The following is a 25537-nucleotide window of genomic DNA, read 5'->3' as shown; positions in this document are numbered from 1 at the left end:
GTCAGACCTCCGCGAGCGACGGAGCGTGCGCGCCGGTGATGTAGGCCTCGAACTCGTGCCGGAACTTGCGGATGCCGCTCACCACTGGCGTCGCGCAGGAATCGCTGAGCACGCAGATGGTCTTTCCCGTCATGTTGTCGGCCAGGTCCATCAGCAGGTCGAGGTCGGACATCTTCCCCTCGCCGCGCAGGATCCGTTCGAGGATGCGCGTGGTCCACGCCGTCCCCTCGCGACAGTTGGTGCACTGCGCGCAGCTCTCGTGGGCGTAGAAGCGCGCCAGCCGCATGATCTGGTAGACCATGTCGGTCGAATCGTCCATCACGATCATCCCGCCCGAGCCGAGCAGCGAGCCCTTCGCCGCGATCCCCTCGTAGTCCGTGGCACACTCCGCCACTTCATCCGGGGTCATGATCGGCACCGAGGAGCCGCCGGGGATCACCGCCTTGAGGGTCCGCCCCGGCAGCATCCCGCCACAGCAGTCGAAGATCAGCTCCTGCATCGAGAGGCCGAGGGTGATCTCGTAGGTCCCGGGCCGCTGCACATGCCCGCACACCGAGATCAGCTTGGTGCCGGTGCTCTTCGGCGAAGAAAGCGAGAGCGAGGCATACCAGGCGCCGCCGCGGGTCAGGATGTGCGGCACCGCAGCGAGGGTCTCGACGTTGTTGATCGTGGTCGGCAGGCCGAAGAGACCCGCGACCGCCGGGAAGGGCGGCTTGATGCGCGGATTGCCACGACGCCCCTCGATGGCATTCATCAGCGCCGTCTCTTCACCGCAGATGTAGGCGCCCGCGCCGCGATGGACGACGACCTCGAGCCGCTTCCCCGAGCCGAAGGCATTGGCCCCCAGGGCACCCGCGGCATATGCCTCGTCGACGGCGGCCTGCAGGATGTGATACGGTTCGGTGTACTCGCCGCGAATGAAGATGTAGGACGTTTCCGCGCGGATCGCGAGGGCGCCGATCGCGCAGCCCTCGATGAGCGCATGGGGCGTCCACCGCAGGATCTCGCGATCCTTGAAGGTGCCCGGTTCGGATTCGTCGGCATTGCAGCAGAGGTAATGCACCTTGCCATCGTCCTTCGGCATGAAGGACCACTTCAGACCGGTCGGGAAGCCGGCGCCGCCCCGCCCGCGCAATCCGGACGCCTTCACCTGGTCGACGATCGCCTCGGGGGTCATCGTCAGCGCCTGCTGGAGCGCGACGTACCCGCCACGCGCCACCCAGCCGGCGTAGCTGCGCGCCTCGACATCGCCGAAGTGGGTCGAGAGCAGCGGCGTTTCCTTCGGATGGATCGGATGGGGATAGCCCATCAGGGATACCTGGCGAGGAGGGCCGGAATGCTCTCGCGCGTCACCGACTCGATGAAGTCGTCGTTGATCAAGACCGGCGTGTTGAAGGCGCAGGCACCAAGGCACTCCGCCTCGGCCACGGTGAAGCGACCGTCTGGCGAGGTGGCGCCCAGTTCGCCGCACCCGGTGTGCTCGAGGAACGCCTCGAGGACCCCTTCCGCGCCGCAGATGTTGCAGGGCGACGTGGTGCAGACCTGGATGAAGTACTTCCCCACCGGGTGCGTGTGGTACATGGTGTAGAAGGAGACCACGCCGCGGATGTAGGCGGCGGTGATGCCGAGTTCGCCGGCGATCTCGTGGATCGCTTCCGGCGCCACCCAGCCGCGCGCTTCCTGGACCATCCAGAGCGAGGGCAGCAGCAGGGCCTGGCGATTGGGATACTTGGTCGCGAGGGCCTCGAGGCGGGCCTTGGTCTCGCCGGTGAACACCGGCTGATACGGCTCGGTGGAGTGGCCGGTCATCGGTCGATCTCTCCCATCACGATGTCCACGCTGGCGTTGATGGCGATGACGTCGGAGAGCAGCGCCCCTTCGCAGAGTCGCGGCAGGACCGCCAGGTTGAGGAACGAGGGTGGGCGGATGCGCCACCGCACCGGCTTCGCGGTGCCGTCGGAGACGAAGTAGTAGCCGAGTTCGCCCTTGGGATTCTCGGCGCCGAAGTACACTTCGCCGGCGGGCACCTTGATCCCTTCCATCACCTGCTTGAAGTGGAAGATCATCGCCTCCATGTCGCCCATCGCGCGCGACTTGGGCGGCAGGATGACGCGTGGATCGGCGACGTTCACGGGGCCGGGCTGGATCCGGTCGAGCGCCTGCTCGAGGATCCGCGTCGACTGGAACATCTCCTCGAGGCGGACGCGGTAGCGGTCGTAGATGTCGCCGTACTGGCCGATGGGCACGTCGAAGTCGAATTCGTCGTAACCCAGGTACGGACGATCCTTGCGGACGTCGTAGTCGACGCCGCTCGCCCGGAGCATCGGGCCGGAGAGCGAGTAGTTGATCGCCTCCTCGGGGCCGATGACCCCGACGCCCTGCGTCCGCCCGCACCAGATGCCGTTGTTGGTGAACATCGTGTCCACCTCGCGCAGCACTGACGGGAAGTTGCGCACGAACTCGCGCAGCCCGGCTTCCCAGCCATCCGGCACGTCGGCCAGCATGCCGCCGACCCGCGACACGGACGTTGTGAGCCGGGCGCCGGTCCACGCCTCCTGGAGATTGTAGATCAGCTCGCGCTGCTGGAACATCCAGAGGAACGGCGTGAAGGCGCCGAGGTCGATGCCGGTGGTGCCGAGCCAGACGAGGTGCGAGATGATCCGACTCATCTCGCAGGCGATCACCCGCAGGTAGCGGCACCGCTCGGTGATCTCGATCCCCATCATCGCCTCGACCGCCATCGCGAGGGCGACGTTGTTGGCCATCGGGGCGAGGTAGTCGGTCCGGTCGGTGAGCGGGATGATCTGGTTGTACTGCCGGTACTCCCCGAGCTTCTCGAAGCCGGAGTGGAGGTAGCCGACGTGCGGGATCACTCGCTTGACCGTCTCGCCCTCGAGCTCGACCACCAGGCGCAGCACGCCGTGCGTGGCCGGGTGCTGCGGGCCGATGTTCACGAGCATGTGTTCGGCGCCGAAGTCGTCGGAGACCGACTCGCTCGGGCGGCGGGCCACGCCGAGGGGGATGTTGCGGACCTTGCCGTCGGCGCCGACGGTCGGCGTGCTCATCGAGAGCTCGAGGGTGCGGCGACTCACGACGTCCCCTCCTTCGTCCGGGTCAACAGGCGCGCCTGCATGTCGGCCGGGAGTTCCTGATAGGCATCCGCGATCGACAGCTCCTCCATCGAGTAGTGCGCCTCGGGATTCGCGGCGAGCGCCTGCAGCGTCTGCTCGGCCCGCGACCGATGGCCGCGGAGCGGGAAGGACTTCCGGAGCGGGTGCCCCTCGGAATACGTCTCCCACATGAGGATGCGACGGAGATCGCCGTGGCCGGCGAAGACGACGCCGAACATGTCCCACGCCTCACGCTCCAGCCATTCGGCGCCCTTCCAGAGGTCCGTCACCGTGGCGACCTCGAGGCGACCGACCGGATCGAGGGCGATCTTGACCCGGAGATCGACCCGACGCGCCAGCGACCGCAGCTGGTAGACGACCTCGAGCGGCCGTTCGGGATCGCGATATTCGACGGCGGTGATGTCGGTGAGGTAGTCGAACGCCTGGGCGGGGTCCTGTTGCAGCCATTCCAGGATGTCGTGGGCGCGGGCCGCGGCGACCTGGACCACCTGCTGGCCCGAGTGGAGGGCCGTCCGTTCGATCGCGGCCCCCCAGCGCTCACGGAGGGCCGCCACCGTCGCGGCGGCTCCAGACGCGGCGCGTTCCGCCGGGGTGCCGGCGGTGTCGCCTGCGCTCATCCCGACCTCGTCTGGCTGACCGAATTGCCAAACGGCTCCGAGACCTCGTTGATCTCCTCGGGGCGGCGGAAGAGGCCGTCGGCCTGCACCAGGTGTTCCACCCGGAGCATCGGGTCGACCATCGACTCCTGCTTGATCTTCTTCTGCAGCATCAGGATGCCGTAGAGCAGCCCTTCGGGGCGCGGCGGGCAGCCGGGGACGTAGACGTCGACCGGGATGATCGTGTCGATCCCCTGCACCATCGCATAGGTGTCGAAGATCCCGCCGGTCGAGGCGCAGGCGCCCATCGAGATGGCCCACTTCGGCTGGGGCATCTGGTCCCAGATCCGTCGAATCACCGGCGCCAGCTTGAAGGGGAGACGTCCGGCACAGATCAGGACGTCGGCCTGTCGGGGGGAAAAGCTCTGCCGCTCCATTCCGAAGCGGGAGATGTCATAGCGCGAGGCGGCGGTGGCCATGTACTCGATCGCGCAGCAGGCGGTGCCGAACGGCATCGGCCAGAGGGAGTTGGAGCGCGCCCAGTTGGCGAGGAAGTCGAGCCGGGTGGTGACCCAGTTGGGCGAGGTCAGCTCCAGCGACTCGTCGCTGCCCATCGGCGGCGGCAGGGTCAATCCCATTGCAGCGCTCCCCGCTTCCAGATGTAGACATAGCCGACCGCCAGGATGAGCACGAAGGTCAGCATCTCGATGAAGAGGACCCCGCCCAGCTCCCGGAACTGCTGAAACGCCACCGCCCACGGCACCATGAAGACCGTCTCGATGTCGAAAATGATGAACAGCATGGCGATCAGGTAGAACTTGACCGAGAAGCGCTCGCGGGCATCGCCCAGCACGGGCATCCCGGATTCATAGGCGGCGAGCTTGACGGCGGTGGGACGGGACGAGGAGAGGAAGTGCGAGAGGCCGAGGATCAGGGCCGCATTGGCCACCACGAAGAGGAGTAGCATGAGAATCGGGATGTACGGCTGCAGCACGCCTTGCCCCCTCTCGTGAAATGTTTCACAATCCCGACCAAAATACCGCCCTTGGGTGGCGATTTCAACCAGAGGGAGGCGATGCATTGGCGGACTGGCACCCATATATTCCCCGCCGTTGAACCGCGCTCCCCTCCAGTCCCCACCCCCACCTTGGCAGGCGCTGATGTCCATCAAGTCGGACCGCTGGATCCGCCGCATGGCGACCGAACACGGCATGATCGAGCCCTTCACGGACGGGCAGGTCCGCGCCGGCGGGATCTCCTACGGTGTCTCGTCCTACGGCTACGACATGCGCGTCGCCAATGAGTTCAAGATCTTCACCAACGCCCTCTCGGCGATCGTCGACCCGAAGCACTTCGACGAGAAGAGCTTCGTGGAGTTCACCGGCGACGTCTGCGTCGTGCCACCGAACTCCTTCGCGCTGGCCCGATCGGTCGAGTACTTCCGGATCCCGCGGAACGTGCTGACCATCTGCGTCGGCAAGTCGACCTACGCCCGCTGCGGCATCATCACCAACGTGACGCCCTTCGAGCCGGAGTGGGAAGGCCACGTCACGCTGGAGATCAGCAACACGACGCCGCTCCCCGCCCGGGTCTACGCGAACGAGGGGATCTGCCAGGTCCTCTTCTTCGAGGCCGACGCCGACGATGTCTGTGAGACGAGCTATGCGGACAAGAAGGGGAAGTATCAGGCGCAGCGCGGGGTGACGTTGCCGCGGTTGTAGGAGGGTCGTAAGTCGTAAGTCGTAGGACGTGAGAGGTGAGACGTGCCCGATTGGGGGCAATGTCTCACCTCTCGTCACGTACGACGTACGACCTACGACTTACGACCTACGACCCTTCATTACTGGAACTGCAAATTCCGCTCGAAATCCGCCGGACTCGTCGCCGCCGCCTTGGCGACCTCCAGCGAGATCAGTTGCGCGGAGTAGAGCTCCGTGAGGTGCTGGTCGAACGTCTGCATGCCGTACTGCGTGCGGCCGGCCGCGATGTGGTCCCGGATCTCGCTGGTCATCTGCGAATTGGCGATGCAGTCGGCGATCGTCGGCGTGTTGCGCATCACCTCGGCCGCCACCACGCGCCCCTGCCCATCTGCCCGCGGCAGGAGCCGCTGCGAAATCACCGCCCGGAGCGACTCCCCCAATCGGAGGCGCACGGCGGTCTGTTCGTTCGGGTCGAAGACGGAGACGAGGCGGGCGATGGTGCGCTGGGCATCGGTCGTGTGCACGGTACTGAAGACGAGGTGCCCCGTCTCGGCGGCCTTGAGGGCGATGTCGATGGTGGCGCGGTCGCGCATTTCGCCGACGAGGATCACATCGGGATCCTGCCGGAGCGCGGCGCGCAGCGCCATCTCGAACGACTGGGTGTCGGAGCCGATTTCGCGCTGGATGACGTTGCTGCGGTCATCGCGGTGCAGAAACTCGATCGGGTCCTCGATCGTGACGATCTTGCCGGCGCGCCGGTGGTTCACATACGCGATCATCGAGGCGAGGGTCGTCGACTTGCCGCTCCCCGTGGTCCCGGTGAGGAGCACGAGGCCGCGTTCCTCCATCGCGATATCGGCCAGCACCGTGGGGAGGCCGAGCTGCTCGAAGTCGGGGATCTGGTCGGCAATGGCGCGGAGGACGGCGGAGACCGACCCACGCTGACTGCAGAGATTCACGCGGAACCGCCCCACTCCCTGGACCGAGTAGGAGCAATCGATGTCCTGCAGCTGGTCGAGCACCGCATCAATCGTCTCGGCGGTGGCCTTCCGGGCGTTCAACAGGATGTGCCCGGCCAGTTGGCGCGTCTCGACCGAGGTCAGCGGCGGAACGCCCGCCACCGGCGCGATGGCCCCCCGCAACCGCATCCGGTAGGGCCCGCCCGCGCAGATATGCACGTCGGACGCGCCCAGCTCGTGCGCCTTGCGGAGAATCAGGTTGAAGGTCTCGATCAAGGACATGCGGCTTCCGGGCACGGGGGTCTTCAGGCGATTCGACGCCCCATAACCAGCACAGCCCGTGCCGCACCCAACTGTCAACCTTTTTGACGATCAGCCTCAGGCCTGGAGCCGCCGGCTCTCCGCCACCGTGCGCCAGATGCCCAATTCCCCCTCCATGACCCGGCTCACCTCGGCCGCCACGGCGCCCACCTCGAGCAGCTCGATCGGCTGGACCCAGCGCATCCGGTCGGCCAGCCGCCCGAGCTGTGGCGCAATACCGCCCGAGCGGAGGACGCTCCCCTCGAAGTCCGCCGTGCCCAGGAAGCCGTGAATGCCGGCCGCCAGCGCCGGCAGGGTGACCGCCGCGGCATGCAACGACGGGTTGATGATCTCCTCGGCCTCGAGGATCCGCGGGGCCGACCACCCCAGCAAATCGGCGGTGATGAAGCCGACCACCCCGGTGAGCCGCGCCATGGCGAGCAGCACCGCAAGGACCACGAACCGCTCTGCCCACGCTTCCATCGGATGGTGGATCTTGGCCGACCGCGAGGCGACCGCTTCATGAAACCGCTGCTGCGGCAACAGCTCGGCGGAGAGGAACCAATCCCGCGTGGCGGCGGTGTGCGCTGTGTCCAGGGTCCCGCCGATCAGCCCCGCGTCCCGTGCAACGGCGCGAAGGTACCAGGCCACCCACCCCTCCCGATCAGCGCCTGGCTGGGTCGCGGGGCGAACCGCCTCCGGCACCCGCACCAGCGGCGTCGTCCGGGCCAGTGGCCACAGCATGGCCAGATGGCGGACTCGCTCGGCGAGCGAGCGGAATTGCAGCCAGCGATCCTGCGATCGGACCTGCCGCCCTCGCCGAACGAAATAGAGCACCACCAGCAGCAGCAGCACCTCGCCCGCCTCCGGGACGGGACCGAGCGCCTCGAATTCAGCCGCCCCGATCCCCGCCGCCATGACGGCGAAGACGGTGAGGAGAAAGATCGCCGTGAACGATTGCCGAAATGCGGCGCCATACCAGACCGCCGCCGCATCTGCCCAGCCATGGGCGTCGGCAAAGCGGGCCGTGAGCTCCTCGCGGCGCTCTGCGGGGAGCACCGTCCAGGCGCGGCGCCACTCCTCGCCGCAAGCCTCACCCGGCTGCTCGGGGATCGACCCACCGGCGGGAGCCTTCGTCCCGGCGGCGAAGTGCACCAGGCGGTCGTAGAGTCGCGAGCGCGGCCGTCGCGGGAAGTCCCCCGTCAGGAACTGGCCGAGGATGGGATCGGGGGTGGGTGCGGCGAGCAACGCCGTGAGGACGGCGGGGAGCCGATCGAGTCCACTCCCCCGCCCCTCGTCCGAGGCGCTCAGATCTTCCAGCCAGGGTGCGTTGGGAAGCCGGGGATCGATGCGAATGATCGGGACCGCGTCGCGTCGGGCGTGCTGCACCACCTCGGCGGTCCCCCCGACACCTCGAGCCCGCTCCCCATCCCAGACCGCGACCAACAGATCGGCCTGCTCCACCAGGACCCTGGCCAACGGGACGTAGGCGTCGTACCGCCCAGCCACGCCGTCGAGGACCGTGACGGCCGCGCAGCCCTCAATTGCGGCACGCAGCCCCTCCTGAGTGGTGGCGTGATGTCCCTCGATCGGGAACGGCAACACCGCATGCACCGCCCAGGACGGCTCGGTGTGTGCCGCATCGACGGCATCGCGATCGGTACCGTCGGCCATCCCGGTGAGCAGCGTGAGCCGCGGTCCGTCCGACCGATAGTGCCGCACATCCGCCGTGGTCGCCACGGCGCTTTCGCGGACCTGACGAAGGAGCCGGGCCAGGGTTCCCCGTAGCAGTCCGCGGTCCACCCCTTCGAGGCGCTCGGCCCGATGGCCGACCACCCCGACCCGGATGGCGACGCGGGGCCGGAGATCGGCGCGGACTGGTTCGGGGGATGCAGAGGGCATGGGGTCAGGGTCGGAGGGTGGCAGGGTACGCTGGGGCAACCCCCAAGATCTAACGGTCGCGGGGCCGCCCCGGAAGGCACGCGGCCGGTTGCGGCCCTGCCCGGTGAGAGCGATGTTCTTGCTCTCCTCCCTCCCCCGCGGTCCATGGCCCACGACGTCTTCATTTCCTACTCCAGCACCGATCAGCCGGCGGCGCTCGCCGTCCTGCACGGGCTCGAGAGTGCCGGCATCCGCTGCTGGATCGCACCGCGCGACATCACGGCCGGGGCGATCTGGGCCAAATCGATCATGGAAGGCATCAGCGGCTGCCGCGTCCTGGTGGTGGTGTTCTCCACCAACGCCAACCGGTCCGAGCACGTGATCAACGAAGTGGACGCCGCGGTCCGCAAGGGCGCGATCATCATTCCATTCCGCATCGAAGACGTGATGCCGGATGGGGCGATGGAGTACCACCTGCGCACGCGTCACTGGCTCGACGCGCTCACGCCGGACCTCCAGCGGCACACGGAATTGCTCGCGGAGAAGATCCTGCCGCTGCTCGCCGCGCCGAGTGGCGCGGGGCCCACACCGACGGCACCGCCCCGTCCGATCCCCGAGGGGCTGCCGAAGCGCCCGGTGAAGAAGGGGCCACCGCGCCAGTGGCGTCGCTATCGCACGCCGGCCGCGCTCCTCGGGATCGTCCTGCTCGGGGGTGGGTGGTACGCCACTCGTGCCCGGCCCAAGGAGGGCGTGCAGTTCGAGGTGAAGGAGGTGTCGAGTAGTGGCGGCACCGCACTCTCCGTCCGCGTGACCGGGGCGACGATGCGCTTCTTCGAAGGGCCGCGAGAAACACCGACGCTGACCACCCGCGCGTACGCCGACTCGTTCGCGATCGGCCGGGCCCGCTATCTCTACCCCGAACTCAAGCTGACCTACGACGCGCCGGGTCGCGACTTCACGATTCCGTTCTCGTGCACCGTTACGCGTGACGGTGGCACGGTGATCACCACCATCGCCATCGTGGCGAAACTCCAGGCCGCCTGGACCGAGAGCTATCACACTTACGGATACGGCCGCGACACGCCGGGCTGGTGGCAGCTCGGGCGTCACGAAGTGCGCTGCTACTATGGCGAGGAGCTGATCTTCCGCAACTGGTTCCGGATCGTCGCATCGGGTGACGGCGCGGCGTCGCCCGCCTCTGATGGTCCGGTCGCAACCGCCGAACCGCTGGCTCGCATCCATGCGCGCGTGCGGCGGATCACGCTCTTTCCGTCGGGTCGTCAACTGCCGCCGGAGGCCTCACAGAGTCCGACCACGACCTTCGAGTCGGCGCAGACCACCTACATCGGCGCCAAGGTGTTGCTCAACCACGACGCACCCGGTCGCCGACTCCAGGCGGCACTCACGTGCCGCTTCCTTCGCGACGGCACCACCGAAATGGGCCGCGCCACGCTGCGCTACGACATTCAGCCGACGTGGACCTCGACCTGGGCGGCGATCCCATTCGGTCGCGAGACGGCGGGCGGCTGGCCGGTCGGGCAATATCTGATCGCCTGTGACGACGGGCAGCGCACCCTCGCGCAGCAACGGTTCACGCTGCGCTGAGGGTCGGGCGGCTCAGCGTCGAGGCGGGAGCGCAGCCCGGGCCGCATCGACGCCCTTCGCGGCGTTCTGAATGCGCTCGGCCAGCTCCTTTGCCTCGGCAGCGGCACGCGTCGAGTCGTGATCGCGCAGTGCCTCGACAACTCCGGGGAACTGCACGTTGGAATAGCCGTTGTCGCGATCCGACGCGAAGATCAGGTTCTTCAACAGCGGCCGTCCCACCAGGCCACTCGGCCGCGCCAGCATCGGTTCGACGCGCCGCAGCAGCCGATTCGCCTCGGCGAGCGACCCCGGATCCGGATTGCTGGTCAACAGGGCGTCGCGCGCCGATGTAAAGCGCGCGCCGGCCGCCTCAAGCTCTCGCGCGGCCGCCGCCACGCCATCCAATTCGCCACCGATGGTGGCCGCCCCCGGCTCACGACGCGTGCGCTCGACCAGCGTGAGGAGGTACGCCCCGAGCATGCCGTGATCGAGCGGGACGACGGCCGCGTTTGCCAGTCGGGACAGAATCACCGACGACAGTTGACCCGCGGCGACATGGCTCAGGTATCCCGGATCGCCGAACCGCTCCATCCAGGTGTAGCTGTCGTACGCGCTGTGATACACGCCGCCCGGGCCACCGAAGCCGAACTCGATCGACGGCAGCCCGAGCATGTTGTAGAAGCCGGCGAAGTCCGACCCGCCGCCGAGATCGCCGACGGGCGGCAGCGGCCGCTGTGTGGTGACCGTGCGTTGCGCCCAGTCACGGTAGATCGAGCCGGTATCACCCGGCTGCCGGATCCCGTGCGTCGCGTCGCGCAGGAACGCCGCCAGTGACGCAGTCCCCCCGCCACCGAACGAGCGACCGGACGCCGCCACATCCTGGTTCAGGTAGGCGACAGCATTGGCCGACAGGGTGTCGCGCATCAGCTCGACCCACTCGGTCGACCCGACCAACCCCCACTCCTCGGCGTCCCAGGTGGCGAAGACGATCGTCCGGAGCGGACGGTGGCCCGCCTTGAGTGCTGCACCCCACGCCTCCGCGGCCTCCAGAATCGAGACGACACCGGAAACGTTGTCGGCCGCGCCCGGGCCCCAGGCATCGCGATGCCCGCCGACGATGACCATCTCGTCGGGAAACTGCGACCCGCGAATCACGCCGAAGGTGTTGACGATCGTCTTGAAGGCACGCTCGCCGCGCTCGGGCCAGAGCGCAACACGCGCCTGCACCTTCTCGTCGCCGAGGTGATAGCGGAACGCCAGACCACCCTGCCAGCCAGCGGGGACCGACGGACCGCGCATCTCACCAAGCAGCTGGCCGGCGTTGCCATAGGAAATGGGAACCACCGGAATCTTCGGCAGCGTAAGCGTCTCGGGGGCCGCACGCTTCGCGTCGAGCGTGGACGGCCACCCCGGCGTCGTCGGATCGCCGAAGCCGTTGTAGATCGAGCCGCGCTGCACCCCCGTCGCGGGCCGCATCGGACCTTCCGGATAGACGTCACCCTGCGTGAATCCGTCGTCGAGCGGATCGCTGTAGATCAGCAGCCCGACCGCGCCATGCGCTTCGGCCTCGCGCGCCTTGATGCCGCGGAAGGAGCGCCCGTACCGCGCGATGACGATGCGCCCTTTCACCGCGATGCCGAGCGAATCGAGCGTGGCGTAGTCGGCCGGGAGGCCGTAGTTCACGTAGATCAGCGGCGCACGCACGTCGCCGGCGCCGGCATTGCCATTCATTGCGGGCCAGCGCTGCAGTCCGGTGGTCGGGTCGCCCGCAACGGCCGGTTCACTGAGGTCGAGGCGACGGCGCGTCGGCGTGAGCCGTTCCACCACGGTCGAATCGTGATACGGCAGGTAGACGCGGAACGGCACCCGCATCGTGTCGAGCCCGTAGGAGGCCATCGTCGTGAGGACGTAGTCCGCCGTCGCCCGCTGCGCCGGCGTGCCCGCAATGTGCGGTCTGGCCGCCAACGTGCGGGCATGGGTGCGCGCCGTCGCCGCCTCGGGCACCGCGAGCAGCCGCGCCTCGAGTGCGGCTTCGCGTGCGGCGCCGAGCGGCGTGAAGCCGGTGATGGCAACCTGCGCCTCGGCGATCGTCGGTGCCGTCAACAGAACCAGTCCAGCAAGCAGGCGTGTCCGGATCATGGCGCGATCGTCCCTGTGATGTCGTAGATGCGAAGTTCCGGACTCGCGGGGTTCTTGGCGGTGAAGACGTAGGTCCGGCCGTTGATCACGGCAATCTCGCCGGTATGCAGCCCGCCGCTCACCACCACGGAGCCGCGGAGGACCGGGGCGCGGGGGTCGGCGAGGGAGTACACGTAGAGCCCGGCCCCGGCACCCCCTTCCGCGGTCGCGACGAGCGCGACGTTACCCGGGGTGACGGCGACGTCGCTCACCGTGGTGGCGTTCGGAATGGCAATCTCGAGAATCGGCGCTGGTGTCGTGCCGCCCACGTCCCAGATGCGGATGCTGTTCCCGCGCGCGTTCCGGTTGCCCCACCCGCCAGTGTAGGCGGTGGTCCCGGTGACCCAGAGGTCGGAGACATACTGCGTGGGCACGTTGTTGCCACCGCCGAGGGTGGCGAGCGTGAGCGGATCGAGCACCCAGAGGCCGCTGAGCATGTCCGTGGCGTACAGCCGGCCGCCCGCGAGCATCACGCCCCAGATGTAGGTGTTGTTGGCGCCGCCGGGTTGCACCTGCGCGACGATGCGGCTCGACATGTCACCGGTGAGGGTGCCGGACACATCGACGGCGATGACACCGCCATTGTAGTACGCCGCATAGAGAATCTGCCGCGCCTCATCCATCCAGAAATTGTGCGCCCCGGCGCCGGGGACAGTGATGAAGCCGACCTCGACCGGCGCGGCCAGGTTGCTGACGTCCACGATATGGATGTCGCCGGCCGATGCCACGCCGACGGTCCCCGGGCCTTCCTGGCCGATGAAGAGGTACTTCTTCTGGTTCGTCACCGGGTTGTGGAACCACCAGGCGTTGTGGACCTGCGCGCCGCCGGCCACGCCGTTGGTGTTCGTGATCAGCTGCGAGACGAGCTCCGGATTGTTCGGCGATCCGCCGCGAACACCGTTGCCGACATCGTAGATGTAGACGCCGGCATTCCAGGCGCAGACGAACGCCAGCCCGTCGCGCACGAAGGTATCGTGATGCCCGTACGTTGCCGGCACGCCGACCGACGCCACCAGGACCGGCGTCCGATTCACGACGGCACTCGTCGCGGTCGCGGAAAAGACGATTTCCGGGGTGCCCTGCGTCACCGTGGCGCGTGCCGAGTTCGTGCCGGCATTGGCCCCGAGGGTGAGCACCGCGGTCGCCTCGCCGAGGGCATCGGTGACCCCTTCACCCGGCGTGATCGCCCCCCCGCCCAGGATCGGATTCCAGCGCACCCGCCGTCCGGCAACGGGCACACCCAACTCGTCCTTCACGCGGATCTTGAACGGCTGCAGCGCCGTGCTGACGGAGGCCGTCTGGTTGTCGCCAGACACCAACGTCACAAAGACCTGGGGCTCGGAGGCGACGGGCGGCGTACCGCAACCAGCGACGACCAGCATGAGCAGGGCGAGTCGGGGGGCTCGAAGCATCTGAACCTTCTGCGGGAAGTGAGTCAGGGAGTGTGGTGCTGATGATCCGGGTCGGCGGCGAGAACGCCGTAGCGACCCATGCGGTGGTGACGCATCCCCCACCCCACAACCACACCGATCGATAATTGCCGAACGGAGGTCCGGCCATACAGTTGGACGGGGTCGAAGATCCCGGCGTCGAGCTTCTCCACGTCGCCGAACGTCGCTTCGATGAACGGCGTCGCCCGGAACGGGAGCGCGGGATCGCGAAGTTCGCGCGCCACGCGGACGGTGTGCAGCGTCCAGCGACCGATGCCGAGAATGCTGTTCTCAAGATGCGGGCGGAGCGATCGGAATGGATCGGTGAGGCGCTCCTCCTCCGGTCGATCCGTCGCCTCGAATCGATACCCTGCCGACCAGGGACCGCGGCTGATGCTCCCCTCGGCCAGCAGGGAGAGGAAGACGAAGGTCCCCTCGAGTTCGCTGGTGCGCGCCCACTCGGCCATCATGTAGCGAGTGCCCCAGCTCGGGGCATCCTGCCAGCGAAGTGATCCCGACGCCTTCTTGGCCCGACCGCCGGCCGCCAGACGATGCTCCGGGGAAAGTATCGAGGCCACCGACGCCTGGAGTTCGAGTCCGGTCAGGGGACGCACCGTCACCCGGAGCGCGCGCGAATCGCCGAAGCGCCACTGCCCGTCGGGAAGTCGCAGGAGCGGCCACTGCGACGGACGCTCCGGCTCATCCCCGTTGAAGAGGGCGCCCTCGACGGTCACCGGACCATGATCCACCTGGCCGATGACGACGGCGCGTTCCAGCACCTGCGCCAGGTGGTGGTTTACCGGGTAGCGGAGGAACGGCCGCACCATCGGGTCGTCTGTGCCGAACGGTACGAAGCCCTTCCCTGCCACCAGGCCGAGTCGGGTGCCGCGCCGCGCCGTCCCCAGCAGATCGGGCGTCCCGAGCAGCAGCTCGTGGACCGTCGTGTGCGGGTGTCGCCGATCGACAAAGCCCTCGCCCCAACCGCCAGGGGTCAGCTCGCCATCCGGGATGCTGATGCTCTCGAAGTTCAGGGTGAACGTCGCCTGCAGGCGCCCGCCCGCGGCGCTCAGCAGCCCCATCGCGACGGGCTGCACGAGGCGAACCTCGGTCAGCGAGCCGCCACCGGGGATCGGGTCGACCGAGGTCGCCACGCCGACCCCTTGCGCCATCGGCGTGAGCCGAACGCTCGACTGGGCGGAGAGCGCGATCGCGCCCCCGCCCAGTGCGGCCACCACGACCAGCGCCCGCCCGCGCCAGCTCACATCACGCCTGAGGCGGCGTGCGCGCCGACGCGCTCACCGAGCGAGGCTCGGAGATATTCGCGGTTCAGGAAGGCGATGTTCTCGATCGAGATCTCCTTGGGGCAGGCAGCCTCGCACTCGCCGAAGTTGGTGCAGCCGCCGAAGCCCTCCTCGTCCATCGCGTTCACCATCGCCAGCACCCGGCGCTCGCGCTCCGGCTGGCCCTGCGGCAACAGCCCGAGGTGGGTCACCTTCGCCGAGGTGAAGAGCATCGCCGAGGCATTGGGGCAGGCCGCGACACACGCACCACAGCCGATGCAGGCGGCGGCATCCATCGCGCGGTCGGAGGCCTCCTTCGCAATCGGAATCGCATTGCCGTCCGGCGGCGCGCCGGTCGGCACGGAGACGAAGCCCCCGGCCTGGATGATCCGGTCAAACGGCGAGCGATCGACGACGAGGTCGCGGAGCACCGGGAACGCCTTCGCGCGCCACGGCTCGATCGCGATCACGTCCCCATCCTTGAAGCTGCGCATGTGCAGCTGGCAGGTGGTGACCCCACGCTTCGGACCATGCGGCGCGCCGTTGATCACCAGCGAACACATGCCGCAGATTCCCTCGCGACAATCGTGGTCGAAGGCGATCGGCTCTTCCCCGCGGCCCTGCAACTCCTCGTTGACCACGTCGAGCATCTCGAGGAACGACATGTGCTCGTTCGCCGTTGCCGCGTACTGCTTGAATGCACCCGGCGCCCCGGGACCCGCCTGGCGCCACACCTTGAGGGTCAGCTTCATGTCGCTCACTTGTAGCTCCGCGTCGCGAGCTTGACGAATTCGAAGTTCAGCTCTTCCTGGTGGCGGAGCGGCGTCTTCCCCTCCCCCTGATATTCCCACACGGCGGCGTGCGCAAAGTGCTCGTCGTCGCGCAGCGCCTCGCCGTCTTCGGTCTGGTACTCGGTCCGGAAGTGTCCGCCACACGACTCTTCGCGCTCGAGTGCGTCGCGGCACATCAACTCGGCGAACTCCATGTAGTCGGCCACGCGCCCCGCCTGCTCGAGCGCCTGGTTCAACGCTGCGCCCGACCCCAGCACCTTCAGGTTGCTCCAGAACTCCGCCCGGAGTTCCGGAATCCGCTTGAGCGCTTCCTGCAATCCGGCCTTGTCACGCGCCATGCCGCACTTCTCCCACATCAGGAGGCCGAGCTCGCGGTGGAACGAATCCACCGTGCGCGTCCCCTTGATGTCGAGGAAGCGCTGCGTCGCCGCCCGCACTTCCGCCTCCGCGGCCTTGAACGCCTCGTGCGAGGTGTCGACCGGCGCGAGCTTGGTGCCGGCGAGATAGTCGCCAATCGTGTACGGCAGGACGAAGTAGCCGTCGGCCAGCCCCTGCATCAGCGCCGAGGCGCCGAGGCGGTTGGCGCCGTGGTCGGAGAAGTTGGCCTCGCCGATCACGTGCAGCCCCGGCAGCGTGCTCATCAGGTTGTAGTCGACCCAGAGTCCGCCCATGGTGTAGTGGACTGCCGGATAGATACGCATCGGAACCTGATACGGATTCTCGCCGGTGATCTGCTGGTACATGTCGAAGAGGTTGCCGTACCGCTCGCGGATCGTCGCCTCGCCGAGTCGCGCGATCGCCGCGGAGAAGTCGAGGTAGACGCCGCGGCCACCGGGGCCGACGCCGCGCCCGTCGTCGCAGGCTTCCTTGGCGGCCCGGGACGAGATGTCACGCGGCGCGAGGTTGCCGTAGCTCGGGTACTTCCGCTCGAGGTAGTAGTCGCGCTCGGCCTCGGGGATCTGCCCCGGGGCGCGCGTGTCGCCCTGCTTCAGCGGCACCCAGACACGACCATCGTTCCGGAGCGATTCCGACATCAGCGTCAGCTTGGACTGGTAGTCGCCGCTCACTGGAATGCAGGTCGGGTGAATCTGGGTGAAGCACGGGTTCGCGAAGCCGGCGCCGCGCTTGTAGGCACGGTAGGCGGCCGTCACGTTGGCGCCCTTGGCGTTGGTCGAGAGGTAGAAGACGTTGCCGTAGCCCCCGGTGCCGAGGACGACGGCGTGCGCCGCGTGCGAGGTGACCTCGCCGCTGACCAGGTCGCGGACGACAATGCCGCGCGCCTTCCCGTCGACCACGACCACGTCCAGCATCTCGTGCCGGCTGTACATCTTGACCGCCCCGAGACCGATCTGCCGCTCGAGCGCCTGGTAGGCGCCGATCAGCAACTGCTGGCCGGTCTGCCCCCGGGCGTAGAAGGTCCGCGAGACCTGCGCACCGCCGAAGGAACGGTTCGCGAGCATGCCGCCGTAGTCGCGCGCGAACGGAACACCCTGCGCCACGCACTGGTCGATGATGTTCACCGACACCTGCGCCAGCCGATAGACGTTGGCCTCGCGGGCCCGGAAGTCGCCGCCCTTGATGGTGTCCTTGAAGAGCCGTTCGACCGAGTCGCCGTCGTTCTGGTAGTTCTTGGCGGCATTGATGCCGCCCTGCGCTGCGATGGAATGGGCGCGGCGCGGCGAGTCCTGGAAGCAGAAGCAGGAGACCTGGTAGCCGAGCTCGGCCAACGAGGCCGCCGCCGAGGCACCAGCGAGGCCGGAGCCGACGACGATGACGTGGAACTTCCGCTTGTTGGCGGGCGACACGAGCCGCACGTCGGCGCGATGACGATCCCACTTCGCGTCGAGCGGTCCGGCCGGGATCTTGGCGTCGAAATTCATGACTGTGCTACCCCGGTTGTCAGCGCAGGAGCCCGAAGAGGGCGGCAAGCGGAATGGAGAGGAAGCCGCCGGCCACCAGCAGCGTGAGCCCGACCGCGATCGAGGTGCGGGTCCGATTCCAGGCCGGGTGATTCAGCCCGAGGGTCTGGAAGACCGACCAGATGCCATGCCAGAAGTGGGCGCCGATGGCGACCATCGTCACGGCATAGAACGCCGCCGTCCATTGCACCTGCATGCCGCTGATCAGATTCCGCCCGACTTCGCCAGGGTAGAAATCCGGGTGCAGCGTGCCAGTGGTGAAATGGAGGATGTGAAAGACGATGAAGACCAGGATCAGCACGCCGCCCCAGCGCATCGTCCGGGCGGCATACGTCGAGACCCGCCGTTCCGCCTGGCTGTAGGCCTGTGGCCGGGCGCGCCTGGCCATCTGGGTGAGCTGGTAGGCGGCGAGGATGTGAATACCGACCATCGCCAGCAGTCCCGCGCGTGCGACCCAGAGCAGCGCCCCGAAGGAGCGCAGCCACTCGGCGTAATGGTCCAACTTCGCCGGGTCGACAAAGATCAGGACATTCGACGCCATGTGGGACACCAGGAATCCCACCAGCGCCAGCCCGCTCACCGCCATCGCGACCTTCTTGCCGATCGCGGTCTGCCAGAGTGCCTCGAGTCGATTCATCCGGCGCTCAGACGATCGCCTGGATCGACCGCACCGATTCGGCCGAGGCGTGCAGCGCCGTGCGCTCGTCGTCGGTCAGCGTGATGTCGATGATCCGCTCCAGCCCGCCGCGACCGAGGACGCAGGGCACGCCGCAGTAGACGTCGGTGAGGCCGAACTCACCCTGCAGCCACGCCGAGCACGGCAGGACGCGCTTCTTGTCGAGGACGATGGCCTCGACCATCTGCACCGCCGCCGCACTCGGCGCATAGTAGGCCGAGCCGGTCTTCAGGTGGGCGACGATTTCCGCGCCGCCATTCCGCGCCCGCAGGACGATCGGATCGAGGACCTCTGGCGTCAGCAACTGGGTGACCGGGATCCCCGAGACGGTGGTGTACGACACCAGCGGCACCATCGTGTCGCCGTGGCCACCGAGGACCATCGCCTGGATGTCTTCGACGGACACGCCCATCGCCTCGGAGAGGAACATCCGGTAGCGCGCGGTGTCGAGCACGCCGGCCATGCCGATCACCCGCTCGCGCGGGAAGCCGGTCGCCTGGCGCATCACGTAGCACATGGCGTCGAGGGGATTGGAGACGACGATCACGATCGCGTTGGGCGCGACCTGCTTGATCTGTTCGCCGACGGAGCGGACGATGCCGGCGTTGGTCTTGACGAGGTCGTCGCGGCTCATCCCCGGCTTGCGGGCGATACCGGCGGTGACCACGAAGAGCTCGGACCCGGCGGCGAGGGTGTAGTCGTTGGCGCCGACGACCCGTGCGTCAAAGCCCTCGACCGGGCCCGATTGCCACTGGTCGAGGGCCTTCCCCTGCGGGATCCCCTCCGCCACGTCCACCATCACCACCGTCCGCGCGAGATGCTTCTCGGCGATTCGCTGCGCTGCGGTGGCGCCGACGTTGCCGGCACCGACCACCGTGATCTTCTCGAACATGGGCCTTCCCGACCAGAGTGTCCTGACCGCGGCGCGGACGTCGTATCCGCTCGGCTGGTCAGCCTCGGAAACGTAATCGGCCGGGACACTCCCCCCAACGGGGGTGGGTCGGCTAGCGCCGCCTCGCGCGGCTCCGTGGCCGCTCGGTCGGCGGCGCGGCCACGCCGGCGGCGGTCCCGTCGCCGATCCGCTTCGAGGCAAAGCCGAGGAGCGCCTTGGTGGCGCCGGCCAGATCGCCGGGCACCTTCCCTGCCAGCCGGGGCAGTCGGTAGATCCGCTCCGGGTACTTGTCGCGGATCTTCTCCGGCAGCGCCAGGCTCGCGTCGCCGAGCACCAGCACGCTGTTGGCCCGGAAGGGCGCCTCGGCGGCGTCCCGCTCGGCATCGGCCGAGAAGTAGAGGCAGCGCTCCCGACTCATCGCGTCACGGAAGGCGCGCCAACCGGGATGCAGCCACCAGTCGAGCGCCTCCCAGTCCTTCGGGCCGGCAGCGCGGAACTCGGCCGCGTCGGCGGCGAAGGTCAGCGGTCCGATCAGGTGGAGCGACGCATCGGCGGCGCCGCACTCGCGCGCCACCGCGCCGGTGACCTCGGCGGGAACGGCTTCGAGCAGGGCAATGTGGAGCGGCATGCTGGGCCCGGGCTGCGGGAAATGAAGGGTGGGACTGCTGAAGAGAACGCGAAACCCGGCCATCCCGCAACCATCGCGAGACGACCGGGAATCGGATGCCCTGCCCTGGCGTGCTACTGGCGGCAGCTCGCCTTGGGGTTGAACGGCCCTTCCTTGTCGAGCTTCACGCGATGATCGAGGTTCGCCGCACGGAGCACGACATCGAAGCTGAGCTTCGCCACATCGGCCATGTGGCCGTAGTTGATGTACTGCGGCTCATCGGTCACCTGGTGGTAATCCGAGTGGCCGCCGGTCGTGAAGAAGACGACCGGGATGCCGTACTTGGCGTAGCTCCAGTGGTCGCTGCGGCAGTAGATGTTCTGCGGATGGCCGTCCGCATCGATCTCATAGTCGAACGTGAAGCCATGCTTCTTGTCGGTGTTCACCGATTCGACGAGGTCACCGTACTCCTTCGAGAGCCGGCGCGAGCCAACCAGCTGGAGGTAGCCGGCGCCGCCGTAGATCAGGCCACCGGCCTTGGTGCTGCCCGTGACGTCCGAGGCGAAGCCGCGACCGACCATGTCCATGTTGACCGCCGCGACGATCGAATCGCGCGGAACGGTCGGATGGTCGACGAAGTACCCCGACCCGATCATCCCCGACTCTTCACCCGTCTGCCAGATGAAGATCACCGAGCGCTTCGGCTTGATGACGCCCTTGGCAAACGCCTCCGCCACCTCGAGCACGGTGACGCTGCCCGAGCCGTCATCGTCCGCGCCGTTGTAGATCGAGTCCGCGCGCGGTGCCGTCCGGATCCGGCGGGCCGCGGCGATCTTGCCGTTCACCATCGCCCACTTGACCGGATCCTTCAGCGCGTCCGGCGAGGGACGGCTGTCGGCACCCTGAATCAGGAACACCTCGGCGAAGGCCTTGAGCGAGTCGTGGTCGGCCGGGCGGTTGTTGTAGCCGACGTGGTCGTTGTGCGCGCCGATGAGGACGTACTGCGACTTCAACGTCGGATCGGTACCGGGGAGGATCGCCACGACGTTGCGCGTCGGGACCGGTGCCGCCGTGAAGTTGATGTTCGCCGCGAGGACGGCCCCTTCGGTGCCCTTGGCGACCTGCTCAATCGGCTTGCCGAACAGCAGTTCGGCGACGCGCGGCGTGATGGTCAACTGCAGCGGCGACGTCTCCGCGACCGCGGCGCCAACCAAGGTGTTCGGCGTTTCCGTAACCCTGGCATTGACGGCCATCGCCGGGAGGGTCGCCGGGCCAACCATCACCAGCGCGGCCGCACCGGCGTAGAGCGCCGGCGAGATCGGCCCGCGACCCGCCGCCCCGCTCGCGAGTGGCGTGGTGACCACGACGACCTTCCCCTTGATCTGCTCCGGCGTGACCGAGTCCCCGCGCATGCCGCCATAGATCGCGGTGCCGGTCCGGTTGCCGATCTGATTCCCGGTGAGGTCCTTGCCGACGACCAACGCCGCGCCGCCCGCCGAGGCCGTGCTCGCCCGGTCGAGCATCCGGCCGTACGTCGAGAGGTTCTGGAAGAAGGTGCCGTTGTCGCCACCCGGGCGCAGGCCGAGCCGGCGCACTTCGCGCTCGATGTAGGCCGTCGCACGGATGTTGTCCTCGGTGCCGAAGCGGCGGCCCATCATCGAGTCGTCGGCATAGACGTAGAGCCGGGTCATCAGGTCGCCGGCCGAGATCGCCGGGGTCGTCATCGGCCCCTTGTACTTGAGCGGGAGCGGCTGCTGTGCCGCGGCAGGGGTGGCGAGGGCGACGAGCGTCGTCAGCAGCAACGCCTGGCTGGAACGGGAGGAAATCGACAAGAGCATCACCACGAGTGAAGGGGAACCAAGGACGCGCCACCACCCGGCGGCGCCAACAACGAGAGCACTACGCACCACCTCGCCAGAAGTTGCTCAGCCGCCCCGCACGTGCATTTCCTTGCGCGGATCGGCCCGAAGGCCTTCCAGCGGCACCAGAATGCCACGTTCCTGCACCGCTGTCCGCTCCTCGGCCCCGCGGTCCCGGCGTGACGCCCAGGCCGCGCGGAGGATGTCGCGGATCGCGACGTCGTCGCTCCCGTCCCGAAGCGCGGTCCGCAGGTCGATCCCGCTCGGCGCGTAGAGGCAGCGATAGAGCGTCCCGTCGGCCGTGAGGCGTGCCCGATCGCAATCCCGACAGAACGGGGCCGTGGTCGACGAAATGACCCCGACCACCGTGCCGTCGGCGAAGCGATACCGCTCGGCCGGCGCCCGCGGATCGCCATGCCGCGGCTCGGCGGTCACCGCGCCGAACGCCTCGGCCAATCGCGCCAGGATCTCCTCGCGCGGGACGACCTGCGTCGAGTCCCAATCGGTGGCGCCGCCGACATCCATGTACTCGATGTAGCGTGGCTCGAGGCCGGCGCGCGTCGCGAAGCGAGCCAGGTCGACGAGCTCGTCGTCGTTGAAGCCCCGCACGACCACCGTGTTGAGCTTGATGCCGGCAAATCCCGCGCGGATGGCGGCGGAGATCCCTTCGAGCGCATCGCCATGGTGCGTGCTCTTGGCAAAGGCCGCCATCCGATCGGCGCGCAGGGTGTCGAGCGAAATGGTCACGCGATGCAGCCCCGCGGCCTTCAGCGCCTCCGCCTGCTGCGCGAGCAGCAGGCCGTTGGTCGTGAGGGCCACTTCCCGGATGCCCGGCACCGCCACCAACGTCGCGACGAGTTGTGCGAGGTCGCGCCGAAGCAGTGGCTCGCCACCGGTGAGTCGCAGCTTCGAGACACCGAGCGACGCGAAGGCAGTCGCCAGGCGGGTGATCTCCTCGAAGGAGAGAAGCGACGCCCGCGGCAACCAGGTGTACTCCTCCTCGGGCATGCAGTAGCGGCACCGAAGGTTGCAGCGATCGGTCACCGAGATCCGCAGCGAGCCGAGCGGGCGGCCGAACTGGTCGAGCACGCCGCTCATGGCGTGCCTCCGGTCGGCACGGTTCCGTCAGGCGCGGTCGGATCGACCCATGCCTCGCTACCATCGAGGTACCGCTCCCGCTTCCAGATTGGCACCTGGGCCTTCACGGCCTCGATCACCCAGCGGCAGGCCTCAAATGCGGCGTCGCGGTGCGCAGAGGCCGCCACGACGATCACGGCGGCCTCACCAACGGTCAGCCCACCCAGCCGGTGCGCCAGGGCGACCCTGACCTTCCACTGCCCCTCGGCCTCCGCCACGATCCGGGCGCAGGCCGCCTCGGCCATCGCCCCGTAGGCGCTGTACTCCAGTCCCAGGACGCCCCGACCGGCGTGATGGTCGCGGACGAGGCCAACGAAGGTCGCCAACGCCCCACGGTCGGGAGCGGAGACCGACGCCATCAGCGCCGGGAGATCGAGGGGATCGTGTTGCAGGTGCACGGGTTAGCCTCCCGCGAGCGGCGGGAGCAGGGCCAGTTCCGCATCGGCGGGAAGGCGGTCGCCGGGGGCGGCCTGTGCCTGGGCGACGGCAACGAACGGCTGGGGAGGAAGTGACGCGCCCCCCGGCAACGCGCGGAGGGCAGCGATCAGATCAGCAACGGTGGCACCATCGGGGAGATCCACTGACACCGACTCCGCGCCGAACAGTTCGGCGTACCGCGCGAACAGCAAGACCGGCCGACGCATCACTCGTCGTCGTCCATCTCCGACCCATCGTCGATGTATTCCTCGTGAGCGACGAGTGCCCGCAACTCCTTGCTGGGCTTGAACACCGGCACGGGACGCGCGGCCACTTCCACCGGATCACCGGTGCGCGGATTGCGCGCCATGCGCGTCTTGCGACGACGGATCTTGAACGTCCCGAAGCCGCGGACTTCGATGTTGTGCTGGTCGCGCATCGCCAACTTCACGGCGTCCAGGAAGGCGTCCACCACGCGGGCGCAGTCCTTCTTGGAGATCATCGGCCCCGACGTTCGGGCGATGGCGGCAGTGACTTGTTCGACGAGATCGGCTTTGGTCATCTGAGCCCCTCGGGGAGACACCGTGAGGGCCGTCCACAGGCCCCCTTCGGGCCGATATGTACGACCCTTAAGCGTTGTCTGTCAAGAGGTTGCGCCCTTTTCGGCTCGCCGGACCCGGATCGCCTCCAGGAACTCGCCGAAGTGCGGGAAGGCATCATGGGGCCCCGGAGCCGCTTCGGGGTGGTACTGGACCGCGAAGACGGGGAGCCGAGTGTGCTTGAGCCCCTCCACCGTCCCGTCGTTCAGATTGAGGTGGGTCACCGCCAGCTCCGGGGCCCCGGGAATGCCCGCTTCCGTGCCCTGGACCGCGAATCCGTGGTTCTGGGTGGTGATCAGGACCTTCCCCGTCGCCAGCTCCTTCACGGGGTGATTACCGCCCCGGTGGCCGTACGGCAGCTTGGCGGTGGCGCCCCCGAAGGCGAGCCCGACCAGCTGGTGCCCAAGGCAGATCCCGAAGGTCGGGACGCCGGCCTCGGCGACCGCACGAATCGTCTCGCGGGCATAGCCAACGGCGGCCGGATCGCCCGGACCATTCGAGAGGAAGAGCCCATCAGGCGCCTTCGCCAGAATCTCGGCGGCGGTCGTCTCGGCCGGCACGACCTCGACGCGGAGGCCGGTCGACTCGAGCATCCGGACAATGTTGCGCTTCATCCCGAAGTCGATCGCCACCACCGATGGCCCGCTGCCCTGCACATACGACTCGGTGACCGTCGCACGCGAGGCGAGGTCGAGGCCGTTCATCGATGGCGATGCGGCGAGTTCGGCGCGCAGCGCATCAGTCGGCCCGTTCCCCTCGGCGATCACGCCGCGCATCGCGCCGCGTTCGCGGATGTGCCGCGTCAACCGGCGGGTGTCGACGCCCGTGATGATCGGCACGCCGGCGGCGGCAAGCCACTCAGGCAGCGACGTCACCGCCTGCCAGTTCGAGTAGTGCTCGGCCAGCTCCCGCACGACCACGCCGCTCACCTGCGGGTGCGCGGATTCGTCGTCGGTCGCGGTGATGCCGTAGTTGCCGATCATCGGCGCCGTCATCACGACGATCTGGCCGAGGTAGCTGGGATCGGTGAACGTTTCCTGATAGCCGGTGAGGTTGGTGGTGAAGACGACTTCACCGAACCCCTTGGCGATCGGTCCGACCAGTTGGCCGGCGAACCAGCTGCCGTCCTCCAACAAAACGAAGGCGGGACGAAGTGTCCCGCCTGCGTTGGTCGCCATCACGGCTGCTTGGTCCCGGCGGGCGCCGGTGCTGGCGTCGTCCCGGGAGCGGGAGCGGGCGCCGTGGTGACCGGCGGGGGAGCCGTGGTACCCTCGAGCGGCGAGGTCGGCACGGGCGCCTGCTGGGCCCCCTGCTGCAGCTTCTGCTGCACCTCGCTGGCCGCAGTGGCCCTGCCCGGCGCGATCGCCGAGAGGAGCAGTGCGAGGCCCATGAAGGCGCCGCCAGTGATCCAGGTGGCCTTGGTCAGGATCGTGGTGGCCTGACGGCCGCCGATCGCCTGCACGCCGCCGCCGCCGAGCGAGGCAAGCCCGCCGCCTTGGCCAGCCTGCATCAGAACGACCGCCGCGAGGATCAGGGCGTCGAGAATCATCAACGTCAGCAGAAAACCGAACATCCGAAAGTCCTGTGGTTTGAGCCTAGCC

At 68.2% G+C, this 25537-nt stretch carries 25 protein-coding genes; 2 read left to right on the top strand and 23 right to left on the bottom strand.

What is annotated here, in order from left to right; genetic code table 11:
- Position 1 precedes the first annotated feature (1 nt).
- From nuoF to IPG05_09365, 6 genes are read right to left on the bottom strand one after another with little or no spacing between them, the layout of a single operon-like run.
- Positions 2 to 1309 carry an NADH-quinone oxidoreductase subunit NuoF gene (nuoF, locus tag IPG05_09390; GenBank protein ID MBK6495302.1) on the bottom strand — a complete coding sequence of 436 codons (1308 nt, stop codon included), beginning with the start codon at positions 1307 to 1309 and terminating at the stop codon, positions 2 to 4.
- A complete protein-coding gene (locus tag IPG05_09385; protein ID MBK6495301.1) occupies positions 1309 to 1809 on the bottom strand; it encodes an NAD(P)H-dependent oxidoreductase subunit E in 501 nt (166 codons plus the stop codon). The genes nuoF and IPG05_09385 overlap by 1 nt, the downstream gene beginning before the upstream one ends.
- Positions 1806 to 3065, bottom strand: coding sequence for an NADH-quinone oxidoreductase subunit D (locus tag IPG05_09380; GenBank protein ID MBK6495300.1), 1260 nt, complete (start codon positions 3063 to 3065; stop codon positions 1806 to 1808). The genes IPG05_09385 and IPG05_09380 overlap by 4 nt, the downstream gene beginning before the upstream one ends.
- A 23-nt stretch (positions 3066 to 3088) precedes the next feature.
- Entirely contained in the window at positions 3089 to 3748 is a 660-nt protein-coding gene (locus IPG05_09375) for an NADH-quinone oxidoreductase subunit C (protein MBK6495299.1), read from the bottom strand.
- On the bottom strand, positions 3745 to 4365 hold the full coding sequence (nuoB, locus tag IPG05_09370; protein MBK6495298.1) for an NADH-quinone oxidoreductase subunit NuoB: 621 nt from the start codon (positions 4363 to 4365) through the stop codon (positions 3745 to 3747). The genes IPG05_09375 and nuoB overlap by 4 nt, the downstream gene beginning before the upstream one ends.
- Positions 4356 to 4694 carry an NADH-quinone oxidoreductase subunit A gene (locus IPG05_09365; protein MBK6495297.1) on the bottom strand — a complete coding sequence of 113 codons (339 nt, stop codon included), beginning with the start codon at positions 4692 to 4694 and terminating at the stop codon, positions 4356 to 4358. Before IPG05_09365 ends, nuoB begins: the two co-directional genes overlap by 10 nt.
- A gap of 193 nt (positions 4695 to 4887) precedes the next feature.
- Between IPG05_09365 and IPG05_09360 the strand changes: the two genes are divergently transcribed.
- A complete protein-coding gene (locus IPG05_09360; GenBank protein MBK6495296.1) occupies positions 4888 to 5448 on the top strand; it encodes a dCTP deaminase in 561 nt (186 codons plus the stop codon).
- 119 nt (positions 5449 to 5567) lie between these two features.
- On the opposite strand, the gene IPG05_09355 is transcribed toward IPG05_09360, so the two are convergent.
- Both IPG05_09355 and IPG05_09350 read right to left on the bottom strand, forming a co-directional pair.
- Positions 5568 to 6668, bottom strand: coding sequence for a PilT/PilU family type 4a pilus ATPase (locus IPG05_09355; protein MBK6495295.1), 1101 nt, complete (start codon positions 6666 to 6668; stop codon positions 5568 to 5570).
- 96 nt (positions 6669 to 6764) lie between these two features.
- On the bottom strand, positions 6765 to 8588 hold the full coding sequence (locus IPG05_09350) for a hypothetical protein (protein ID MBK6495294.1): 1824 nt from the start codon (positions 8586 to 8588) through the stop codon (positions 6765 to 6767).
- Between the two features lie 144 nt (positions 8589 to 8732).
- Here IPG05_09350 and IPG05_09345 point away from each other — a divergent pair, with 144 nt between their 5' ends.
- Positions 8733 to 10172 carry a TIR domain-containing protein gene (locus IPG05_09345; GenBank protein ID MBK6495293.1) on the top strand — a complete coding sequence of 480 codons (1440 nt, stop codon included), beginning with the start codon at positions 8733 to 8735 and terminating at the stop codon, positions 10170 to 10172.
- A 12-nt stretch (positions 10173 to 10184) separates the two neighbouring features.
- Here IPG05_09345 and IPG05_09340 read toward each other — a convergent pair whose 3' ends face one another.
- The 15 genes from IPG05_09340 to secG all read right to left on the bottom strand — a co-directional run bounded on the left by IPG05_09340 (position 10185) and on the right by secG (position 25509).
- Complete coding sequence (locus tag IPG05_09340) at positions 10185 to 12290, bottom strand: M20/M25/M40 family metallo-hydrolase (GenBank protein ID MBK6495292.1); 2106 nt, start codon at positions 12288 to 12290, stop codon at positions 10185 to 10187.
- On the bottom strand, positions 12287 to 13741 hold the full coding sequence (locus IPG05_09335; GenBank protein MBK6495291.1) for a hypothetical protein: 1455 nt from the start codon (positions 13739 to 13741) through the stop codon (positions 12287 to 12289). The genes IPG05_09340 and IPG05_09335 overlap by 4 nt, the downstream gene beginning before the upstream one ends.
- Positions 13742 to 13764: 23 nt before the next feature.
- Complete coding sequence (locus IPG05_09330; protein MBK6495290.1) at positions 13765 to 15021, bottom strand: hypothetical protein; 1257 nt, start codon at positions 15019 to 15021, stop codon at positions 13765 to 13767.
- On the bottom strand, positions 15018 to 15791 hold the full coding sequence (locus IPG05_09325; GenBank protein ID MBK6495289.1) for a succinate dehydrogenase/fumarate reductase iron-sulfur subunit: 774 nt from the start codon (positions 15789 to 15791) through the stop codon (positions 15018 to 15020). The genes IPG05_09330 and IPG05_09325 overlap by 4 nt, the downstream gene beginning before the upstream one ends.
- Before the next feature lie 5 nt (positions 15792 to 15796).
- Positions 15797 to 17710, bottom strand: coding sequence for a fumarate reductase/succinate dehydrogenase flavoprotein subunit (locus IPG05_09320; GenBank protein MBK6495288.1), 1914 nt, complete (start codon positions 17708 to 17710; stop codon positions 15797 to 15799).
- A gap of 19 nt (positions 17711 to 17729) precedes the next feature.
- Positions 17730 to 18386 carry a succinate dehydrogenase cytochrome b subunit gene (locus IPG05_09315; protein MBK6495287.1) on the bottom strand — a complete coding sequence of 219 codons (657 nt, stop codon included), beginning with the start codon at positions 18384 to 18386 and terminating at the stop codon, positions 17730 to 17732.
- Between the two features lie 7 nt (positions 18387 to 18393).
- Positions 18394 to 19317 (bottom strand): malate dehydrogenase, encoded by a 924-nt coding sequence (gene mdh, locus IPG05_09310; GenBank protein ID MBK6495286.1) that lies wholly within the window; start codon positions 19315 to 19317, stop codon positions 18394 to 18396.
- A gap of 112 nt (positions 19318 to 19429) precedes the next feature.
- Entirely contained in the window at positions 19430 to 19945 is a 516-nt protein-coding gene (locus IPG05_09305; GenBank protein ID MBK6495285.1) for a hypothetical protein, read from the bottom strand.
- Between the two features lie 113 nt (positions 19946 to 20058).
- A complete protein-coding gene (locus IPG05_09300) occupies positions 20059 to 21831 on the bottom strand; it encodes a M20/M25/M40 family metallo-hydrolase (GenBank protein MBK6495284.1) in 1773 nt (590 codons plus the stop codon).
- Between the two features lie 18 nt (positions 21832 to 21849).
- Positions 21850 to 22881: a GTP 3',8-cyclase MoaA gene (moaA, locus tag IPG05_09295; GenBank protein ID MBK6495283.1), complete on the bottom strand. Its 1032-nt coding sequence runs from the start codon at positions 22879 to 22881 to the stop codon at positions 21850 to 21852.
- Entirely contained in the window at positions 22878 to 23279 is a 402-nt protein-coding gene (locus IPG05_09290; protein ID MBK6495282.1) for a molybdenum cofactor biosynthesis protein MoaE, read from the bottom strand. The genes moaA and IPG05_09290 overlap by 4 nt, the downstream gene beginning before the upstream one ends.
- A 42-nt stretch (positions 23280 to 23321) precedes the next feature.
- On the bottom strand, positions 23322 to 23564 hold the full coding sequence (locus IPG05_09285) for a MoaD/ThiS family protein (protein MBK6495281.1): 243 nt from the start codon (positions 23562 to 23564) through the stop codon (positions 23322 to 23324).
- The gene (locus IPG05_09280) at positions 23564 to 23899 is read right to left on the bottom strand and encodes an integration host factor subunit beta (GenBank protein ID MBK6495280.1); all 336 of its coding nucleotides are present in this window, start codon (positions 23897 to 23899) and stop codon (positions 23564 to 23566) included. The genes IPG05_09285 and IPG05_09280 overlap by 1 nt, the downstream gene beginning before the upstream one ends.
- 81 nt (positions 23900 to 23980) lie before the next feature.
- Complete coding sequence (gene carA / locus IPG05_09275; GenBank protein MBK6495279.1) at positions 23981 to 25114, bottom strand: glutamine-hydrolyzing carbamoyl-phosphate synthase small subunit; 1134 nt, start codon at positions 25112 to 25114, stop codon at positions 23981 to 23983.
- Positions 25114 to 25509, bottom strand: coding sequence for a preprotein translocase subunit SecG (gene secG / locus IPG05_09270; GenBank protein ID MBK6495278.1), 396 nt, complete (start codon positions 25507 to 25509; stop codon positions 25114 to 25116). The genes carA and secG overlap by 1 nt, the downstream gene beginning before the upstream one ends.
- Positions 25510 to 25537: the final 28 nt, after the last annotated feature.

This window comes from Gemmatimonadota bacterium (assembly GCA_016704275.1).
In the GTDB taxonomy this organism is placed as follows: domain Bacteria; phylum Gemmatimonadota; class Gemmatimonadetes; order Gemmatimonadales; family GWC2-71-9; genus Palsa-1233.
This window is presented reverse-complemented; position numbering and strand designations above follow the sequence as displayed.

Excerpts from the sequence above, each read along its gene's own strand:
- nuoF (MBK6495302.1), bottom strand. The coding sequence starts at position 1,309 with ATGGGCTATCCCCATCCGATCCATCCGAAGGAAACGCCGCTGCTCTCG.
- IPG05_09385 (MBK6495301.1), bottom strand. The coding sequence starts at position 1,809 with ATGACCGGCCACTCCACCGAGCCGTATCAGCCGGTGTTCACCGGCGAG.
- IPG05_09380 (MBK6495300.1), bottom strand. The coding sequence starts at position 3,065 with ATGAGCACGCCGACCGTCGGCGCCGACGGCAAGGTCCGCAACATCCCC.
- IPG05_09375 (MBK6495299.1), bottom strand. The coding sequence starts at position 3,748 with ATGAGCGCAGGCGACACCGCCGGCACCCCGGCGGAACGCGCCGCGTCT.
- nuoB (MBK6495298.1), bottom strand. The coding sequence starts at position 4,365 with ATGGGATTGACCCTGCCGCCGCCGATGGGCAGCGACGAGTCGCTGGAG.
- IPG05_09365 (MBK6495297.1), bottom strand. The coding sequence starts at position 4,694 with ATGCTACTCCTCTTCGTGGTGGCCAATGCGGCCCTGATCCTCGGCCTC.
- IPG05_09360 (MBK6495296.1), top strand. The coding sequence starts at position 4,888 with ATGTCCATCAAGTCGGACCGCTGGATCCGCCGCATGGCGACCGAACAC.
- IPG05_09355 (MBK6495295.1), bottom strand. The coding sequence starts at position 6,668 with ATGTCCTTGATCGAGACCTTCAACCTGATTCTCCGCAAGGCGCACGAG.
- IPG05_09350 (MBK6495294.1), bottom strand. The coding sequence starts at position 8,588 with ATGCCCTCTGCATCCCCCGAACCAGTCCGCGCCGATCTCCGGCCCCGC.
- IPG05_09345 (MBK6495293.1), top strand. The coding sequence starts at position 8,733 with ATGGCCCACGACGTCTTCATTTCCTACTCCAGCACCGATCAGCCGGCG.
- IPG05_09340 (MBK6495292.1), bottom strand. The coding sequence starts at position 12,290 with ATGATCCGGACACGCCTGCTTGCTGGACTGGTTCTGTTGACGGCACCG.
- IPG05_09335 (MBK6495291.1), bottom strand. The coding sequence starts at position 13,741 with ATGCTTCGAGCCCCCCGACTCGCCCTGCTCATGCTGGTCGTCGCTGGT.
- IPG05_09325 (MBK6495289.1), bottom strand. The coding sequence starts at position 15,791 with ATGAAGCTGACCCTCAAGGTGTGGCGCCAGGCGGGTCCCGGGGCGCCG.
- IPG05_09320 (MBK6495288.1), bottom strand. The coding sequence starts at position 17,710 with ATGAATTTCGACGCCAAGATCCCGGCCGGACCGCTCGACGCGAAGTGG.
- IPG05_09315 (MBK6495287.1), bottom strand. The coding sequence starts at position 18,386 with ATGAATCGACTCGAGGCACTCTGGCAGACCGCGATCGGCAAGAAGGTC.
- mdh (MBK6495286.1), bottom strand. The coding sequence starts at position 19,317 with ATGTTCGAGAAGATCACGGTGGTCGGTGCCGGCAACGTCGGCGCCACC.
- IPG05_09305 (MBK6495285.1), bottom strand. The coding sequence starts at position 19,945 with ATGCCGCTCCACATTGCCCTGCTCGAAGCCGTTCCCGCCGAGGTCACC.
- moaA (MBK6495283.1), bottom strand. The coding sequence starts at position 22,881 with ATGAGCGGCGTGCTCGACCAGTTCGGCCGCCCGCTCGGCTCGCTGCGG.
- IPG05_09290 (MBK6495282.1), bottom strand. The coding sequence starts at position 23,279 with ATGGCGTCGGTCTCCGCTCCCGACCGTGGGGCGTTGGCGACCTTCGTT.
- IPG05_09285 (MBK6495281.1), bottom strand. The coding sequence starts at position 23,564 with ATGCGTCGGCCGGTCTTGCTGTTCGCGCGGTACGCCGAACTGTTCGGC.
- IPG05_09280 (MBK6495280.1), bottom strand. The coding sequence starts at position 23,899 with ATGACCAAAGCCGATCTCGTCGAACAAGTCACTGCCGCCATCGCCCGA.
- carA (MBK6495279.1), bottom strand. The coding sequence starts at position 25,114 with ATGGCGACCAACGCAGGCGGGACACTTCGTCCCGCCTTCGTTTTGTTG.
- secG (MBK6495278.1), bottom strand. The coding sequence starts at position 25,509 with ATGTTCGGTTTTCTGCTGACGTTGATGATTCTCGACGCCCTGATCCTC.